Origin of the sequence: Halorubrum distributum JCM 10118 (assembly GCF_000337335.1) — an archaeon.
Classification (GTDB): Archaea; Halobacteriota; Halobacteria; order Halobacteriales; family Haloferacaceae; genus Halorubrum; species Halorubrum distributum.
This window is the reverse complement of record NZ_AOJN01000047.1, coordinates 41,302-55,497: the sequence shown is the minus strand read 5'-3', so window position 1 is coordinate 55,497 and position 14,196 is coordinate 41,302. Positions and strand designations below refer to the sequence as shown.

Here is a 14,196-nt window from a genome sequence, read left to right as displayed (position 1 = left end):
GAGGCGGCTACTCCTCCTCCGGCACCCTGGCGTCCCAGTACGATACCGAGGCGACGTAGTCGCCGGGAATCGTGTCGCCCGCGAGCTCGTCGAGGGCCCGGAACGGCTTCGCGACGGCGCCCGGGAGCTCGCGGTAGAAGCCGTACGGCAACACGAAGTCGTGTTCCTCGTTCGCGAGCGTGAGTCCCGCCTCGCCGAGCATCGCGGCGACCTGTCGCTCCGAGTAGAGCCGCGACCCCATCGGGAGCAGCCAGGTGTACAGCGTCCGCAGGCTGCGGCCGTTGAACGTGTCGAAGAACACCTGATCGCGGCTCACCCGGCGGAGCTCCTTCGCGAACGGGACCGGGTCGTCCATCAGGTGGAAGAAGCGCATCGCGACGACCGTGTCGAAGTGGTCGTCCGGGAACGGGAGCCGCGAGGCGTCGCCCCGGAGGAACTCGACCGTGTCGGCGTGCCCGGCGGCGGCGACCTTCTCGCGGGCCTGTTCGAGCATCTCGCGGGAGACGTCGAGCCCGACGACGTCCGCCCCCTGGTCGGCGAGCATCGTCGTGAACCGCCCGGTGCCGCAGGCGACCTCCAGCACGCGGTGGCCCGGGTCGATCGGGCCCAGCGCGGCGAGGACGGCCTCCTTCTCCCGGCGATCGATGAGCTGTCCGCCGCCGGAGAACCGGACGTCGTCGTACTCCTCGGCGACCTCGTCGGCCTGGTACCAGTCCTGTCCCTTCACGTTGTCCGTGATGGAGTCCGGACCGACAAAACCGTACTGGATGCGGGCGGGCGGCGACCTCGGTGGTGTCCGTCGGAACGGCTCGGCCGGCGGCCCTCGCTCACCCGCTCGTTGCTACGTTCTCGGCCGGAATCTTGACGATCACGCGCTCGCCCTCCTCCTCGTCGTGGTGGGGGTACTCGTCGACGCCGAAGTACCGGCGGGCGAGCTCGTCGATGTGTTCGCGCGCGCCCTCCTCGGTCAGCTCGGCCTCGCCGCGGACGGAGACGTACCGGTACGGGTCGTCGGGGTCGAGCACGCTGACGCCGACCTTCGGGTTCTCGCGGACGTTCCGCTCCTTGCGTCGCCCGCGGGCGGTGTTGACGAGGACGTACTCGCGGTCCTCGTGGTCGACCCACACCGGGGTGACGTGGGGGAGCCCGTCCGGCCCGACGGTCGCGAAGTGCGCGTACGACTCGGCTTCGAGGATGTCGACGTGGGACTCGGGGATCACGGGGCCGCGTACGGGCCGCCGTCGGAAAACCTGCCTGATAGATCGTCTACGATAACCGGGCGAAGAGTGATATTAACACATTATATTATCACAGGCGAATTCCCCTATATGTAGCCAACCTTTACCACTACCCACGGGATTCGTGTGAGACATGAGTACCAGTCCCGCGGAGACCGCTGACCAAGACCGCCTGTCGGAGACCGAGTACCGCGACCGCCTGCGCGAGCTGCCCCCGAGCGCGAAGCTCGTCGCGAAGGTACTGGAGGGGGACGCCCCCCTCTCGCAGGGCGGCCTCGCCGAGGAGTCGCTGCTCCCCGACCGCACCGTCCGCTACGCGCTCAACCGCCTCGAGGAGGAGGACCTCGTCGACTCGCGGTACAGCTTCAAGGACGCGCGCAAGCAGGTGTACTACCTGACCATCTGAACGGCTCCGGACCGCCGTCGTGACCAGCTGAACGGCTCCGGACCGCCGTCGCCGGCCGTGGTCGGCTCGGCGCCGGATCGGGCCGCACCGAACGCACACGTTGCCCTTTTTACCTCCTCGCCCCGATAACGCCTCGTATGGACCTCTCGGTCGTCGTCCCGACGCTCAACGGTCGGGACCGGTTGGCCGCCTGCCTCGACGCGCTGGCGGCCGACGCCACCGACGCCGAGGTGATCGTGGTCAACGGTCCCTCGGCCGACGGCACGACCGGCATGGTGCGCGACCGCGACGACGTCGACGTGCTGGTCGAGATCTCCGACCGCACCGTCAACGTCGCCCGCAACGCCGGCATCGAGGTGGCGACGGGCGACGCGGTCGCGCTGGTGGACTACGACAACCGGATCGAGCCGGGGTGGCGCGACGCGGTCGCCGACGGCCTCGACGCGGCCCCCGTTGTCTCGGGGCCGGTGACGCCGATCCCGCCGAGCGAGGCGGCCGAGAGAGCGGAGACCGAGGCGGTGGGACCGGCGGAGACCGACTCGGAGCGCGATCCGACCGAGCCGGAGCGCAACCGGATCGCTGGCAGAGACGTCACCTACTTCGAGAGCGGGAACGTCGCGTTCCGGCGGGACGCCCTCCGGGACCTCGACGGCTTCGACGAGTACCTCCGGGTCGGCGGCGCGCGCGACGCGGCCCACCGGCTCGCGCGAATGGACCGCGAGGTGGCGTGGCGGCCGGCGATGGCCACGCGGAAGGAGCTCCCGACCCCGACCGCCGCGGACGGCGGGCGCAGCGCCCACGAGTGGGGCTGGAAGTACCGGGGGCTCGCCTACCGGCTGCTGAAGAACTACGGCGTGCGGCCGACCGTCCTCCTCCGGACGGGGTCGCACGCGGTCGGCGACGCCATCGGCGCGGCGAAGGACGTGGTCCGCGGCGAGTCGACTCCCTCGCGGTGGGCCGCGACGGGTCGCGACGTGCTGGTGGGACTCACCGGCGGGTGCTCCGACGGGTTCGTCGCGCGGCGTCGCGACCGGAGCCCCGCGCGGAACCCGAACGGCATCTCGACGCGCGCGGACCGCGCCGTCGCGAAGTACGACCGGCGGACGGAGGCAGAGCGGGGCGAGCGCGGTCGCTCCGGAGACGAAAGCGGAGCCATCGAGGCTGACGGCGATCCCGAGTGAGCCCCGGGCATTTTAACCGAGGGCGCGGCCTACGCTCCGGCAACGAATGGGACTCACGAAGCGCATCATTCCCTGTATCGACGTCGACCTCGACGACGACGGCGACGCCGCGGTGTACACCGGCGTCAACTTCGAGAACCTGGAGTACACCGGCGACCCCGTCGAGCTGGCGAAGAAGTACAACGAGGCGGGCGCCGACGAGTTCGTCTTCCTCGACATCACCGCCAGCGCCGAGGGGCGGGAGACGATGCTCGACGTGGTGAACGCGGTCGCCGACGAGTGTTTCATCCCGCTGACGGTCGGCGGCGGCATCCGGACGAAAGCGGACATCAAGGAGACGCTCCGGGCCGGCGCGGACAAGGTGTCGATCACGACCGGCGCCCTCGAACGCCCCGAGCTCATCGAGGAGGGCGCGGCCGCGTTCGGCAGCCAGTGCATCGTCATCTCGGTCGACGCCCGCCGCCGGTACGACGACGCGGGCGACCACTTCTACGAGGACGAGGACGGCGAGACGGTGTGGTTCGAGTGCACGAAGAAGGGGGGCCGCGAGGGCACCGGGATCGACGCCGTCTCGTGGGCGAAGGAGGCCGAGGAGCGCGGCGCGGGCGAGCTGTTCGTCAACTCCATCGACAAGGACGGCACGAAGGACGGCTACGACATCCCCCTGATGAAGGCGGTCGGCGAGGCCGTCTCGACCCCCCTCATCGCCTCCTCCGGCTGCGGGAGCCCCGAGGACATGTACGACGTGTTCACCGAGGCGAACGCGGACGCCGGGCTCGCGGCCTCCATCTTCCACTTCGGCGACTACTCCATCGAGGAGACGAAGGCGTACCTCGACGAGCGCGGCGTGCCGGTGCGGCGCTGAGCGTGGGATCCCGGTGCGCCGCTGAGCTCGGCGTGTCGGTGGTGCGTTAACTACCACAGTAGTGTCTATTTTTCCGCGTCCGAAACCAACAGTTATTATCCGACGGAGCGCGAACTGTGACGTATGTCCACGTCCACGTCACCCACGCGTGTTCGCGACGGCTCGCCGGAGCTCGTCTGTAAACGGACCGACGACGGTGACGACGGCGGCGAGGTGACGTTCTTCGAGCGGGACGTCGACCCGGACGAGCGGACCACCCGGTGGATCACGGTCCGCGAGTCAGACTGCGTCTCCCGCGACGAGTGGCGATAGGAGGAATTTTGTGGCAGTTTTGGTGGTTATTTATAAATCGGTGTTAGCGGAGCGATGACAATTACCTCCGGAACTCCAGCCGCTCATTTATAAATAACAGACGGTAGATCGACGGCGAACACCTCCAAAGCCCCAGCCGCGAGGCGGGCGCACGCTCGCTGCGCTCCTCGGTCGGTCGCTCGTTTCACTCGCTCTCTCCCTGCGGTGCTTACGTCGCCTGCGCCCGCCTCGCGGCTGCCCCTTTGAGTCCCGCCCCGCACAGCAACCACACCTCACGCCTCCCCAGCCTCGCGGCTCCCTCCGCTTCGCTCCGGTCGCCGCGTCCCTCGCGCGTGCTCCTCACGTCCTTCGGACGCTCGGAGGCACGCGCCACCGCGGATCTATTTATAAATACTCACCGTGTTCGCCCGGTTTAGGACAGAATCTCCACGTCGTACCCCTCGGCTTCGAGCGCATCCACGATGTCGGCGGCGTGTTCGGCGTCGTCGGTCTCCAGTTCCAGTTCGAGTTCGGCGGCGTTGACGGCCACGTCCCGCGAGGTGCGGTCGTGGTGGACCGCGTACACGTTCGCGCCGGTGCGCGCGACGATGCTGGAGACGCGCTCCAGTTCGCCGGGGCGGTCTTTTAAATCGATCGTGATCTTGAGGTACCGGCCCATCTGGACGAGCCCGCGCCGGATCACCGTGCCGAGGCGGTTGAGGTCGATGTTGCCGCCGCAGAGCGCGGCGACGATCGTCTCGCCGTCGTCGTACTCGAACGCGTCGGAGAGCACCGCGGCGAGCGCGACCGCGCCGGCGCCCTCGACGAGCGTCTTCGCGCGCTCCAAGAGCAGCGTGAGGGCCAGGGCGATCTCGCGGTCGTCGACGGTGACGACCTCGTCGACGTACTCCGCCATCACCTCCAGGGTCTCCTCGCCGACCGACCGCGTCGCGATCCCGTCGGCGATCGTGTCGACGCTGTCGATCTCCGTCACCTCTCCCGCCTCCAGCGACTTCGCGGCCGAGGCCGCCCCCTCCGCTTGGACGCCGACGACGCGCACGTCGGGGAGCTGTGCTTTGATCGCGACCGCGACCCCCGAGATCAGCCCGCCGCCGCCGATCGGGACGACGACGGTGTCGAGTTCGGGGCAGTCGTCGACGATCTCGAGGCCGAGCGTCCCCTGCCCGGCCATCACGACCGGGTCGTCGAACGCGTGGACGTAGGTGCGGTCCTCCTCCTGCTCCAGCCGGTGCGCGTACGCCTGCGCCTCGTCGTAGTCGACGCCCTCCAGGCGGACGCTCGCGCCGTACCCGCGGGTGGCCTTCACCTTCGAGACGGGCGCGAACTTCGGCATCACGACGGTGGCGTCGACCCCCGCGCGGCTCGCCGCCAGCGCCACGCCCTGCGCGTGATTGCCGGCGCTCGCGGTGACGACGCCGGCCTCGCGCTCCGCGTCCGAGAGCGTCTGGATCCGGTTCATCGCGCCGCGGATCTTGAACGCGCCGGTGCGCTGGAAGTTCTCCAGCTTCAGGTGGAGGTCCGCGCCGCTCATCTCGGAGAAGGAGCGCGACCGCTCGAGCGGCGTGTGCCGGGCGACGCCCGAGACCCGCTCGCGCGCCTCGCGGATGTCGGCAAGACTGAGCATGCCACCTCGTCGCCGCGCCGGCCGCTAATCGGTTCCGGTCGACCCCGCGCGAGAACGGACGGCAAGCGGCCGCGCGTCGCGGCCGCGGCGCCGCGGTCGCCGCCCCGGCCGCCGCGCCGATCCGGGTCGACGGCCCGGCGGCTCACGGGTGATAAGGGGGGAATGCACGCGTGTGACGTGCACCTGAAACGAGGCGACGGGAACACAAAAAGGTGAGGCTACCAGAGCGAAAGTGAAACCGCACGACTGCGGCGCCGTCATCGCTCCGTCAGACGGGATCTCGGGGGGTGAGCCGCACCCGCACGTCGCGCTCGTCGAGGACCGATCGAACCCGCTCGCCGAACGGGCCGGAGCCCGGCCACGTCGCGTCCGCGTCGAGCCGGTCGGGGTCGCCGACGTACACCGAGGCAGTGTCCGGGTGCTCGCTCGGGGCGTCGAGCGGCACGGTCTCGCGGACGTACAGGCCGCCGTCGACGTCCTCGTACGCGTCGAGCGCGTCGACCTCGTCCGTCCGGAGGAGCCGCCCAGCCGTCTCGCCGCCCGGCGCGAGCGTCGGGTACCGCCCCTCGACGAGCCGGAGCCCGTCGAGCGTCGCCGGGCCGACGAAGACGTACGAGCCGAGGACCGCGGCGACCCGCTCCGGCTCGGTCAGCGTGCCGTACACGAAGACGTCCATGGGGGCCGTGCGTCGCTCGCGGGCTTCAACGTTCGGGCGCTCACCGTCCGATGCTGTCGGTCGGAGATGCGATCGGCCCCCTGCGACGCCGAGTGCCGGCGACGCCGACCGGCTCCGGTATATCAATACCGCGGGGGCTCGTCGAACGCGACGCATGGACTTCCCGCGGCTGCGGCGCGTCTGGAAGCGCGTGTTCTCGCTCGCGTGGCCCGTCATGGCCGAGCAGACGTTCCGCACCGCGATGCGGACGACCGATATCCTCGTCACCGCGCTGTTCTCGCCGGCCGCGGTCGTCGCCATCGGCCTCGCGGACCTGTACGCCCGGTTCCCGCTGCGGATCGGGCTCGGCCTCGGCGGCGGCGCCATCGCGCTCTCCTCGCAGGACACCGGCGCCGGCGCCGCGGAGAACCGCGACGAGGCGGTGACGCAGGCGATCCTGCTCGGCGCGCTCGCGGGGATCCCGTTCGTCCTCTTCGGGTTCCTCTTCGGCGAGCTCGCGATCGACGTGTTCGGTCGGCTCGTCGGCGAGCGGACCTCGCCCGCGGTCGTCGACCTCGGCTCGACGTACCTCGCGATCGTGTTCGCGACCGCCCCCGCCCGCCACGTCGCCCTGGTCGGCGCCCGCGCGCTCCAAGGGACCGGCGACACCCGGACGCCGATGTACGTCAACATCGCCGCAAACTCCGTCAACATCGCGGGGTCGGTCGTCCTCGGCCTGGGCCTGTTCGGCCTCCCGCGGCTGGAGGTCGTCGGCGTCGGCCTCGCCACCGCGGGCGCCAACGTGCTCACGGCCGGGCTGCTCTGTTTCGCAATCTGGGGCTCGTGGACCGACGCGGACTTCGCGCGGCCGCGCGACCTCACTGTCGCGAAACAGCTCCTCGTCGTGAGCGCCCCCCGCGTGCTGGAGGGGTTCGGCTCCGAGATCGCGGAGTTCCCGTTCAACGCCCTGCTGCTCGGCTTCGGCGAGACGGTCAACGCCGGCTTCCAGATCGGCCGCCGCGTCTACCAGCAGGTGACCGGACCGCTCTCGCGCGGCTACAACGTCGCGGCGTCGATCCTCGTCGGGCAGGCGCTCGGCGAGGGCGACCCCGAGGGCGCGCGGTTCAACGGGTGGGCCGTCGCGAGCCTCGGCGTGCTCACGGTCGGCGCGATCGGGCTCGGACTCGTCGTCGCTGCCCCGCGGATCGTCCCGGTGTTCACCGACGACGCGGCGACGGTCGCGTCCGCGGTCGACTTCGCGCGGGTGTACGGCGTCGCGGGCGCAGCCCTCGCCTGCTTCTCCGCGCTCTCCGGCTCGCTCCAGGGCGCCAGCGAGACGCGGATCCCCCTCGTCGCGCGCGTCTCGGGCATGTTCGGCCTCTTCTTGGGGCTCTCGTGGCTGCTCGGGCGCACCGCGGGGTTCGGTCCCGAAGGCGCGTACGTCGGGGTGTTCGCCGCCTACGCCTGGATGGCGCTCGTCGTCGCCGCCGGCTTCCGGTACACGGACTGGGCGAACCGCGCCGCGGACATGATGGACGCGCGCGGGTCCGGGCCCGGCGCCGAGTCCGACGCGACGTCCGGCGACGGCTCGCCCGCGGACGACTCGCCGTGACGCGGCGCGGACGGCGCGGGGAGAAGAACAATGATACGGCCGGCGTCCGTCACCGGCGTATGTCGAACGAGACGCTGTACGAACGCCTCGGCGGCGAACCGGCGATCGGCGCGATCGTCAGCGAGTTCTACGACCGGGTGCTCGCCGACGACCGGGTGAACCACTACTTCGACGACGTGGACATGGCCGACCAGGCGCTCGCACCAGACGAAGTTCCTGAGCGCCGTCACCGGCGGCCCGATCCGGTACGAGGGCGAGGAGATGGCGACCGCACACGAGGAGCTGGCGATCACCGACGCGGAGTTCGAGATCGTCGCGACCCACCTCGACGACGCGCTGCGCGAGTTCGACGTCGGGGACGCCGACCGCGAGGCCGTCATGGAGGCGGTCTCCGGGTTCGAGGGGGACGTCGTCGGCCCGCCAGCGGACGAGTAGCGCGACCCGCCAGCGGACGAGTGACCGCCGGTCAGGGCTCGCCGCCGAGCGACTCCTGCTCGGAGCCCGCGTCGCCGCGGAGCCGCCGCCGGCGCTTGTCGTAGGCGGCCTCCAGCTTCGCGTTCGTCGCCCGGGAGACGAGGTAACAGTCGGCGTCGCCGTCGTCGCGGGGGTGCGCGCTCGCGACCCAGACGTGGCCGTCGCCGGCCGAGAGGTCGTCCGCCCAGCGCTCGGCGGCCGCGCGGCTCTCGAACGCGTGGCGGGTCCCGTCCTCGAAGACGAGTTTGCCCACCTTCGCGTTCCGCTTGCGTGCGGACGGTTTGATCGCGACGACGACGCTCACACCCCGAGGTCGGACGCCATCATGTAAAAACCTCGTCAGACGCGGCGCGCACGGCCGCCGCTCAGTCGTCGGCGACGGCGCCCGGCTCGGCGTCCGCGGCGTCCGCTTCCGCGGCCAGCAGGCGGTCAAGCCCGTCGACCATCCCGACGACGCTCGCGCGGGTGATGTCCGCGTCCGACGCCGAGACGCTCACCGAGCGGTCGCCGCGCGAGAGGTCGACCTCGACGGTGACGACCGCGTCCGTGCCGCCCGTGATGGCGTCGACGTGGTAGGAGTCGAGCTCGAAGGCGACGCCGTCGCGTTCGTCGTCGCTCCCGCGCTCGCCGTCCCCGCCGCCCGCCAGCGCCGTGCGGACCGCCTCAAGCCCCGCGTCGACCGGGCCGGCGCCCGTGCCGGAGGCGACGCGCTCGTCGTCGCCGACGCGGAGCCGCACCGAGGCGGTCGGGAGGTTTCCCCCGGAGGTCGCCGAGAGGTCGACGAGCTCGACGTGTCGCTCGCGCTCGCGCCCGCGAACGTCGTCGGCGATCGCGAGCAGGTCGGCGTCCGTGACGCGCTTGCCGCGCTCGCCGAGCTCCTTCACGCGGGCGACGACCTCGCGCAGCTCGTCGTCGTCGACCGCCACGTCGTGCTCGGCGAGCGCGGCCTTCACGCCGGCGCGGCCCGCGTGCTTCCCGAGGACGAGCCGGCGCTCGCGGCCGACCGTCTCCGGCGGGTACGGCTCGTACATCGTCCCGTCCTTCAGCGTGCCGTCGGTGTGGATGCCGGACTCGTGGGCGAAGGCGTTGGCGCCGCAGACGGCCTTATTCGGCGGGAGCGCGACGCCGGTCGCCTCCGAGACCGTCCGGCAGAGCCGGTAGAGCCGTTCGAGCTCGACGGTGTCGACGTCGTACGACTCGCCGAGCGCGATCGCGACCTCTTCGAGGGCGACGTTGCCCGCGCGCTCGCCGACGCCGAGGACGGTGCCGTGGACGGTGTCGGCGCCCGCCGCCAGCCCCGCGTGGACGTTCGCCAGCCCGAACCCGAGGTCGTCGTGGGTGTGGAGGCTCGTCGGGCCGCGGTCGGCGAGCCGCGAGACGACTTCGGCGGTGCGCTCGGGGTCGGCCGCGCCGACCGTGTCGCAGTAGCAGATCCGGTCCGCGCCGGCGTCGAGGCCGGCGCCGAGCAGGCGGTCGAGGTAGTCGAGGTCGGCCCGCGAGCCGTCCTCGCCGAGCACCTCCACCCACAGGCCGTGCTCTTTGGCGTACTCGACGAGTTCGACCGTCGTCTCGACGACCTCGTCGCGGGTCGACCCCACCTTCGTCTCGACGTGCTTGTCGGAGGCGGGAACGACGAGGTTCACGCCGTCGACGCCGCAGTCGAGCGCGTGGTCGACGTCGCGTTTCACGCCGCGGGCGAAGCTCGTCACGGTCGCGTCGAGGTCCTCGTCGGCGACGCGGCGGATCGCCTCGCGCTCGCCTTCCGAGGTGCACGCCGAGCCGGCCTCGACCAGGTGGACGCCGGCGGCGTCGAGCTCGCGGGCCACGTCGACCTTCTCGCCGGGCGTCAGGGAGACGCCGGGCATCTGTTCGCCGTCGCGTAAGGTGGTGTCCAGCAGCTGTACCTCGTCGAGGTCGGTGAGTGGTGTTCGGGTCAAAAGGGAGTCCGTCGGCTCTGCGGTGGTCTCGGGGTCGGTGCCGCCGCGGGGCGGTCGTGCCCCGGAGTCGTTATCGTCGGAGAATTTCGCGGCCAGCCGCCGCGAGGCGACTTCCTCTATCCTCCGAACGATCGCGAGTGTCTCGCGTCATTCGTACCCGTGCGAACGATGTACACACGTATAAACTGCCGGGTCGCGTCAGGTTTGGCCGAGCGATCCTCGCTGTGACCCGGGTTTCGTCGAGGGATCCTCGATGCGACCGCCGGTAGCGTTAGGAGGGACCCCTGCGACCGACCCCGCATGGAGCGAGCCGCGATCGACGACGTCGACGTCGTCACGAACCCGATGGGCGTTCACGACATCCGAAAGCCGGTCTCGCGCGCGCTCGGCGCCGACCACGTCGCGATGAACTACTTCGAGCTCGCGCCCGGCGACGGCTTCTCCGGCGGTCTCCACACTCACGGCGACCAGGAGGAGATATTCTACGTGCGCTCGGGCACCGCCACGTTCGAGGTCGGGCGCGAGCGCGAGCGCGTCGAGGTCGGCCCCGACGAGGCGATCCGATTCGCGCCCGGCGAGTTCCAGTCCGGGTTCGTGGCCGAGGACGCCGACGAGGAGGTGGTCGCGTGGGCGATCGGCGCGCCGGGCGCGCGCCACGACTGGGACCAGATCGAGTCGATCGTCGAGTGCCGCGACTGCGGCGAAGAACGGGTCCACGACACGGAACTCACCGACGAGGGCCGGTTCCGGTTCACCTGTACCGAGTGCGGGACCTCCTTTTCGCCCTGATCGCGGCCCGCGGGGCGGTGTCGACCGCCGCGCGCCGCGTCACCCCAGCAGCGACCGCAGCGACCGCCGCCGGGTGCCGCACTCGGCCGCGTAGTCGCAGACGTTACACCGGTCGTCGTCGACGCGCGGCGGCGGGCCGTCGATCGATCGTGCCGCGCGGAGTGCCTCGCGATACGCGGCCTTCTTCCGCAGCGTCAGTCGGACTTCGCGCACGACGCCCACCGCGGGGTACTCGACCAGCGCGCGCTCGATCTCGCGTTCGCGCTCCCACGCCAGCGCCTTCGCGAGCCCGACCGCGCGCACCGCCTGCGGCTCCCACACGCCGTTCTCCGGCGGCTCGCCCGACGAGACCAGCGTCGGAATCGGCGGTGGCGACGGTTCCGTCTCGTCCGGGTCGTCGGGCTCTCCGCTCGGTTCCAGCACCTTGTGAACGGTGCCGTGGCAGTCCTTGCCCGAGAGGAACCCGCGCTCGCTCGCGGGGTCGACGAGGGAGTCGTACGCCTCGCGCTCGCGGAGTCGGTCCAGATTCCGGCGGTACGCGGCCGGGGACCGATGGAGCGGCAGTTGCCGCAACACCCGCTCCGGCGCGTCGACCAGTTCGTCGTACCGGAACGCGAGGTCGATGCGATCGCGCGCCTTCGGCGGGACGCTCCGCTCGTCGTCGCGCCGGACGTAGTAGAGCTGTCGGGGGCAGTACGCCGCGCGGGCCAGGTCGCTGAACGGAACGAGGGTCACGAGACGGGCTGGCCGCGGCTTCGCTTATAAACAGAACCGCGGTGGCGCGTGCCTCCGAGCGCCCACCGGGCGCGAGGAGCACGCGCGAGGGAGTCAGTCGCCGGAGCGAAGCGGAGGCGACTGACGAGGCTGGGGAGGCGTGAGGTGCGGCTGCTGTGCGGTGGGGCGGGACTCAAAGGGGCAGCCGCGAGGAGTCCGTAGGCGACGCAAGCACCGCAGGAACGAGCGAAGCGAGTGACGAGGAGCGCAGCAAGCGTACGGGCTCCTCGCGGCTGGGGCTTTGGAGGTGTTCGCCGTCGATTCGAAGTCAGTCATTTATAAGCGAGCGGTTGGGGCTTCGGAACCGCTCATCCGCGCCTCTGCTGCTACTTATAAAGAAACGTCCGTCTCGATGTCCTCGGTCGCTTCGCGGAGGCCGTCCTCGCGGGCGTCGCTCGCGAGCGACCCCTCGATGTCGGCGTCGGTGAGGAGGTCGCGGAACGCGTCGTGGAAGCGGTCGTTCGCCCGGGTGGAGGCGATGTCCGTCCGCGCGACGGCGGCGTACCGGGCGACCGTGTCGGGCCGTGCGTCCAACTCCTCGGCGCACTCGACGATGGAGTTCCCGGCCGCGGTGAGCCGCTTCAGGTCGGCGTACTCGAACGCGGGATCGGAGTCGCCGCCGCCCGCGTCGACCTCCCGGTCCGACTCGCGCACGAGGTGGAGGTCGAAGCGCGCCTTCCGGACGGTTTCGGCGTCGACGTCCGCGGGATCGACGTCGCTGTCGCCGTCCGTGTCGGGCAGCGCGTCGCGGATCGCCGCCGCGATCGCCGCGTCGTCCGCGTTGTCGAACCGGCCGCGGGCGACCAGCGCGTAGGCGGCGTCGTCGAGCGGCGTCGAGAAGCCGTACCGTTCGCGCATCGCGGCGACGAGGTCGCGGACCCCCTCGCTGGCGTCGTCGCGATTGACGAGGGTCCCCCGCTCCGCCTCCTGGCGTTCGGTGACCGTCTCCGAGCCGGTGGCGTCGACGAACAGGTCGCGGAGTTCGGCGGTCTTCTCGTCCATGGGGTTCGAACTACGGGGGCAGGGTGGAAAAGCCTCGTGTCGGCGCCGCGTCCGCTCGGGCGGCGGCGCGCCGCTCGCTCGGCCTTCGAGCAGCCTCACACCAGCCCGCCGACCGTGAACACCACGTAACAGCACGCAACGAGCACGCCCGAGTGGAGCAAGGCCGCATATCGCCCCCGCGCCGCGGTGCCGGCGAACCACCCGGACGCGAGCACCGTCGCCTGCGTGACGACGTACAGCCGGAACCGCTCCAGTTCCGGATACACGCCCTCCGGCTCCGTCACCGCCTCCGAGGCGGCGGCGATCTCCGCGAGCCGCGCGGCGTCGACCACCTGCGTGTTCACGACCGCGACGACGCCGGCGACGAGGACCGCCGCGGCCCAGCCGACCGCGATGTACGGCTGCATCGACGAGCGGAGCGCGCGCTGCTCGCTGTACAGGCGCCCGACCTCGATCCGGAGCGTCTCGAACACCGCGTCGGCGTCGCCGCCGGCGTCGAGCGCGCCCGTGACGAGCCCGAGCGTCCGCGCCGCCAGCGGGGTGTCCACGCGGTAGACGACGACCTCGACCGGGATGCCGGCGAACTCGACGGCGTACTGCGCGAGCCGCTCGGCGGCCACGCGCTCCACGTAGTCCGCGTCGGCGTCGATCCCGGTCTCCAGCGGCGCGAACGTCTCGGTGTGGACCACCAGCTCGCGGTCGTCGCCCACGTCCGCGACCTCGATCCGGTCGTCGAGGGCGACCGGCGTGAGCTCGCCGAGCAGCCGGAACTCCCGCAGCGCGTGGTAGTCGATCCGCCGCCGCGCCGCCGCGCTCGCGTCGACCAGCCGGTCGATAGCCGTCGCGTACTTCGGCTCGAACCCGCGCTCGGCGCGCTCGACCACCCCGACCCGGGTGAGCGGGCGGCGGTGTCGCACGGCGGAGAAGCGGTCGCGGACCCGGTCGAGCGCGCGCTCGTCGGCGGGCGACAGCGGCGGCTCGCGGACGTCGTAGCCGAACCGCCCGCCGTCGCGCTCGCGGACGGTCGCCACCACGCCGGGCGCCGCCTCGTACTGCGCCCGGACGTCCGGCGCGTATCACGCCTCCGGGTCGCCCGGCGGCACCGGCGCGGGGACCGCGCCGCCCGGGTCGTCGTCGGGCTCGTCGACGATCCGGAGGGTCGCGCCGTCGCTCACGGTTCGAACACCCGTTTCGCCGGTCGATCCGTCGCCCCGCTCGCGTCGCCGCACCGTGTCATTCTTCGAATCGCCTCCGGCTCGCCAGCGCCGCAGTTTAAGCGTTATTTTTTGTCGGAACGCTGTCGTTTCTGCGGGCTGAAACCTCCGCG

The 14,196-nt window shown here is 71.4% G+C and carries 14 protein-coding genes and 2 pseudogenes; 7 read left to right on the top strand and 9 right to left on the bottom strand.

What is annotated here, in order from left to right; translation table 11 throughout:
- Positions 1-7: 7 nt before the first annotated feature.
- Together C466_RS07590 and C466_RS07585 are read right to left on the bottom strand one after the other, a co-directional pair.
- On the bottom strand, positions 8-727 hold the full coding sequence (locus C466_RS07590; protein ID WP_004596590.1) for a class I SAM-dependent methyltransferase: 720 nt from the start codon (positions 725-727) through the stop codon (positions 8-10).
- A gap of 100 nt (positions 728-827) precedes the next feature.
- Positions 828-1,220, bottom strand: a complete 393-nt coding sequence (locus tag C466_RS07585; protein WP_004596592.1) for a PPOX class F420-dependent oxidoreductase — start codon at positions 1,218-1,220, stop codon at positions 828-830.
- Between the two features lie 151 nt (positions 1,221-1,371).
- Here C466_RS07585 and C466_RS07580 point away from each other — a divergent pair, with 151 nt between their 5' ends.
- From C466_RS07580 to C466_RS07565, 4 genes are all read left to right on the top strand, one after another.
- Entirely contained in the window at positions 1,372-1,644 is a 273-nt protein-coding gene (locus C466_RS07580; protein WP_004596594.1) for a MarR family transcriptional regulator, read from the top strand.
- A gap of 137 nt (positions 1,645-1,781) precedes the next feature.
- On the top strand, positions 1,782-2,825 hold the full coding sequence (locus tag C466_RS07575; protein ID WP_004596595.1) for a glycosyltransferase: 1,044 nt from the start codon (positions 1,782-1,784) through the stop codon (positions 2,823-2,825).
- 46 nt (positions 2,826-2,871) lie between these two features.
- Positions 2,872-3,690, top strand: a complete 819-nt coding sequence (hisF, locus tag C466_RS07570; RefSeq protein WP_004596597.1) for an imidazole glycerol phosphate synthase subunit HisF — start codon at positions 2,872-2,874, stop codon at positions 3,688-3,690.
- A 123-nt stretch (positions 3,691-3,813) separates the two neighbouring features.
- Complete coding sequence (locus C466_RS07565; protein WP_004596599.1) at positions 3,814-4,002, top strand: DUF7511 domain-containing protein; 189 nt, start codon at positions 3,814-3,816, stop codon at positions 4,000-4,002.
- A 412-nt stretch (positions 4,003-4,414) separates the two neighbouring features.
- On the opposite strand, the gene ilvA is transcribed toward C466_RS07565, so the two are convergent.
- Together ilvA and C466_RS07555 are read right to left on the bottom strand one after the other, a co-directional pair.
- Positions 4,415-5,626 carry a threonine ammonia-lyase gene (gene ilvA, locus C466_RS07560; protein WP_004598806.1) on the bottom strand — a complete coding sequence of 404 codons (1,212 nt, stop codon included), beginning with the start codon at positions 5,624-5,626 and terminating at the stop codon, positions 4,415-4,417.
- A gap of 268 nt (positions 5,627-5,894) precedes the next feature.
- Positions 5,895-6,302: a gamma-glutamylcyclotransferase family protein gene (locus tag C466_RS07555; RefSeq protein WP_004598807.1), complete on the bottom strand. Its 408-nt coding sequence runs from the start codon at positions 6,300-6,302 to the stop codon at positions 5,895-5,897.
- A gap of 154 nt (positions 6,303-6,456) precedes the next feature.
- On the opposite strand from C466_RS07555, the gene C466_RS07550 reads away from it, so the two are divergent.
- Together C466_RS07550 and C466_RS07545 are read left to right on the top strand one after the other, a co-directional pair.
- Complete coding sequence (locus C466_RS07550) at positions 6,457-7,893, top strand: MATE family efflux transporter (protein WP_004598808.1); 1,437 nt, start codon at positions 6,457-6,459, stop codon at positions 7,891-7,893.
- 59 nt (positions 7,894-7,952) lie between these two features.
- Positions 7,953-8,328 (top strand): annotated as a pseudogene (locus C466_RS07545) (group I truncated hemoglobin).
- A gap of 31 nt (positions 8,329-8,359) precedes the next feature.
- Here the strand turns inward: C466_RS07545 and C466_RS07540 are convergent.
- A complete protein-coding gene (locus C466_RS07540) occupies positions 8,360-8,671 on the bottom strand; it encodes a hypothetical protein (RefSeq protein ID WP_004598810.1) in 312 nt (103 codons plus the stop codon).
- A 61-nt stretch (positions 8,672-8,732) separates the two neighbouring features.
- The gene (locus tag C466_RS07535) at positions 8,733-10,304 is read right to left on the bottom strand and encodes an alpha-isopropylmalate synthase regulatory domain-containing protein (RefSeq protein WP_004598811.1); all 1,572 of its coding nucleotides are present in this window, start codon (positions 10,302-10,304) and stop codon (positions 8,733-8,735) included.
- A 300-nt stretch (positions 10,305-10,604) separates the two neighbouring features.
- Here C466_RS07535 and C466_RS07530 point away from each other — a divergent pair, with 300 nt between their 5' ends.
- Entirely contained in the window at positions 10,605-11,093 is a 489-nt protein-coding gene (locus C466_RS07530; protein WP_004598812.1) for a cupin domain-containing protein, read from the top strand.
- 39 nt (positions 11,094-11,132) lie between these two features.
- Here the strand turns inward: C466_RS07530 and C466_RS07525 are convergent, their stop codons facing one another.
- The 3 genes and pseudogenes from C466_RS07525 to C466_RS17320 all read right to left on the bottom strand — a co-directional run bounded on the left by C466_RS07525 (position 11,133) and on the right by C466_RS17320 (position 14,044).
- Entirely contained in the window at positions 11,133-11,828 is a 696-nt protein-coding gene (locus C466_RS07525; RefSeq protein WP_004598813.1) for a CRISPR-associated protein Cas4, read from the bottom strand.
- A 369-nt stretch (positions 11,829-12,197) separates the two neighbouring features.
- Positions 12,198-12,869: a hypothetical protein gene (locus tag C466_RS07520; RefSeq protein ID WP_004598814.1), complete on the bottom strand. Its 672-nt coding sequence runs from the start codon at positions 12,867-12,869 to the stop codon at positions 12,198-12,200.
- Between the two features lie 95 nt (positions 12,870-12,964).
- Positions 12,965-14,044: pseudogene (locus C466_RS17320) on the bottom strand (type II secretion system protein E).
- Between the last annotated feature and the right edge of the window lie 152 nt (positions 14,045-14,196).

Bases quoted from the DNA above. Each gene is read 5' to 3' on its own strand.
- C466_RS07555 (WP_004598807.1), bottom strand. From the start codon at position 6,302: ATGGACGTCTTCGTGTACGGCACGCTGACCGAGCCGGAGCGGGTCGCC.
- hisF (WP_004596597.1), top strand. From the start codon at position 2,872: ATGGGACTCACGAAGCGCATCATTCCCTGTATCGACGTCGACCTCGAC.
- C466_RS07580 (WP_004596594.1), top strand. From the start codon at position 1,372: ATGAGTACCAGTCCCGCGGAGACCGCTGACCAAGACCGCCTGTCGGAG.
- C466_RS07530 (WP_004598812.1), top strand. From the start codon at position 10,605: ATGGAGCGAGCCGCGATCGACGACGTCGACGTCGTCACGAACCCGATG.
- C466_RS07575 (WP_004596595.1), top strand. From the start codon at position 1,782: ATGGACCTCTCGGTCGTCGTCCCGACGCTCAACGGTCGGGACCGGTTG.
- C466_RS07565 (WP_004596599.1), top strand. From the start codon at position 3,814: ATGTCCACGTCCACGTCACCCACGCGTGTTCGCGACGGCTCGCCGGAG.
- C466_RS07550 (WP_004598808.1), top strand. From the start codon at position 6,457: ATGGACTTCCCGCGGCTGCGGCGCGTCTGGAAGCGCGTGTTCTCGCTC.
- C466_RS07520 (WP_004598814.1), bottom strand. From the start codon at position 12,869: ATGGACGAGAAGACCGCCGAACTCCGCGACCTGTTCGTCGACGCCACC.
- ilvA (WP_004598806.1), bottom strand. From the start codon at position 5,626: ATGCTCAGTCTTGCCGACATCCGCGAGGCGCGCGAGCGGGTCTCGGGC.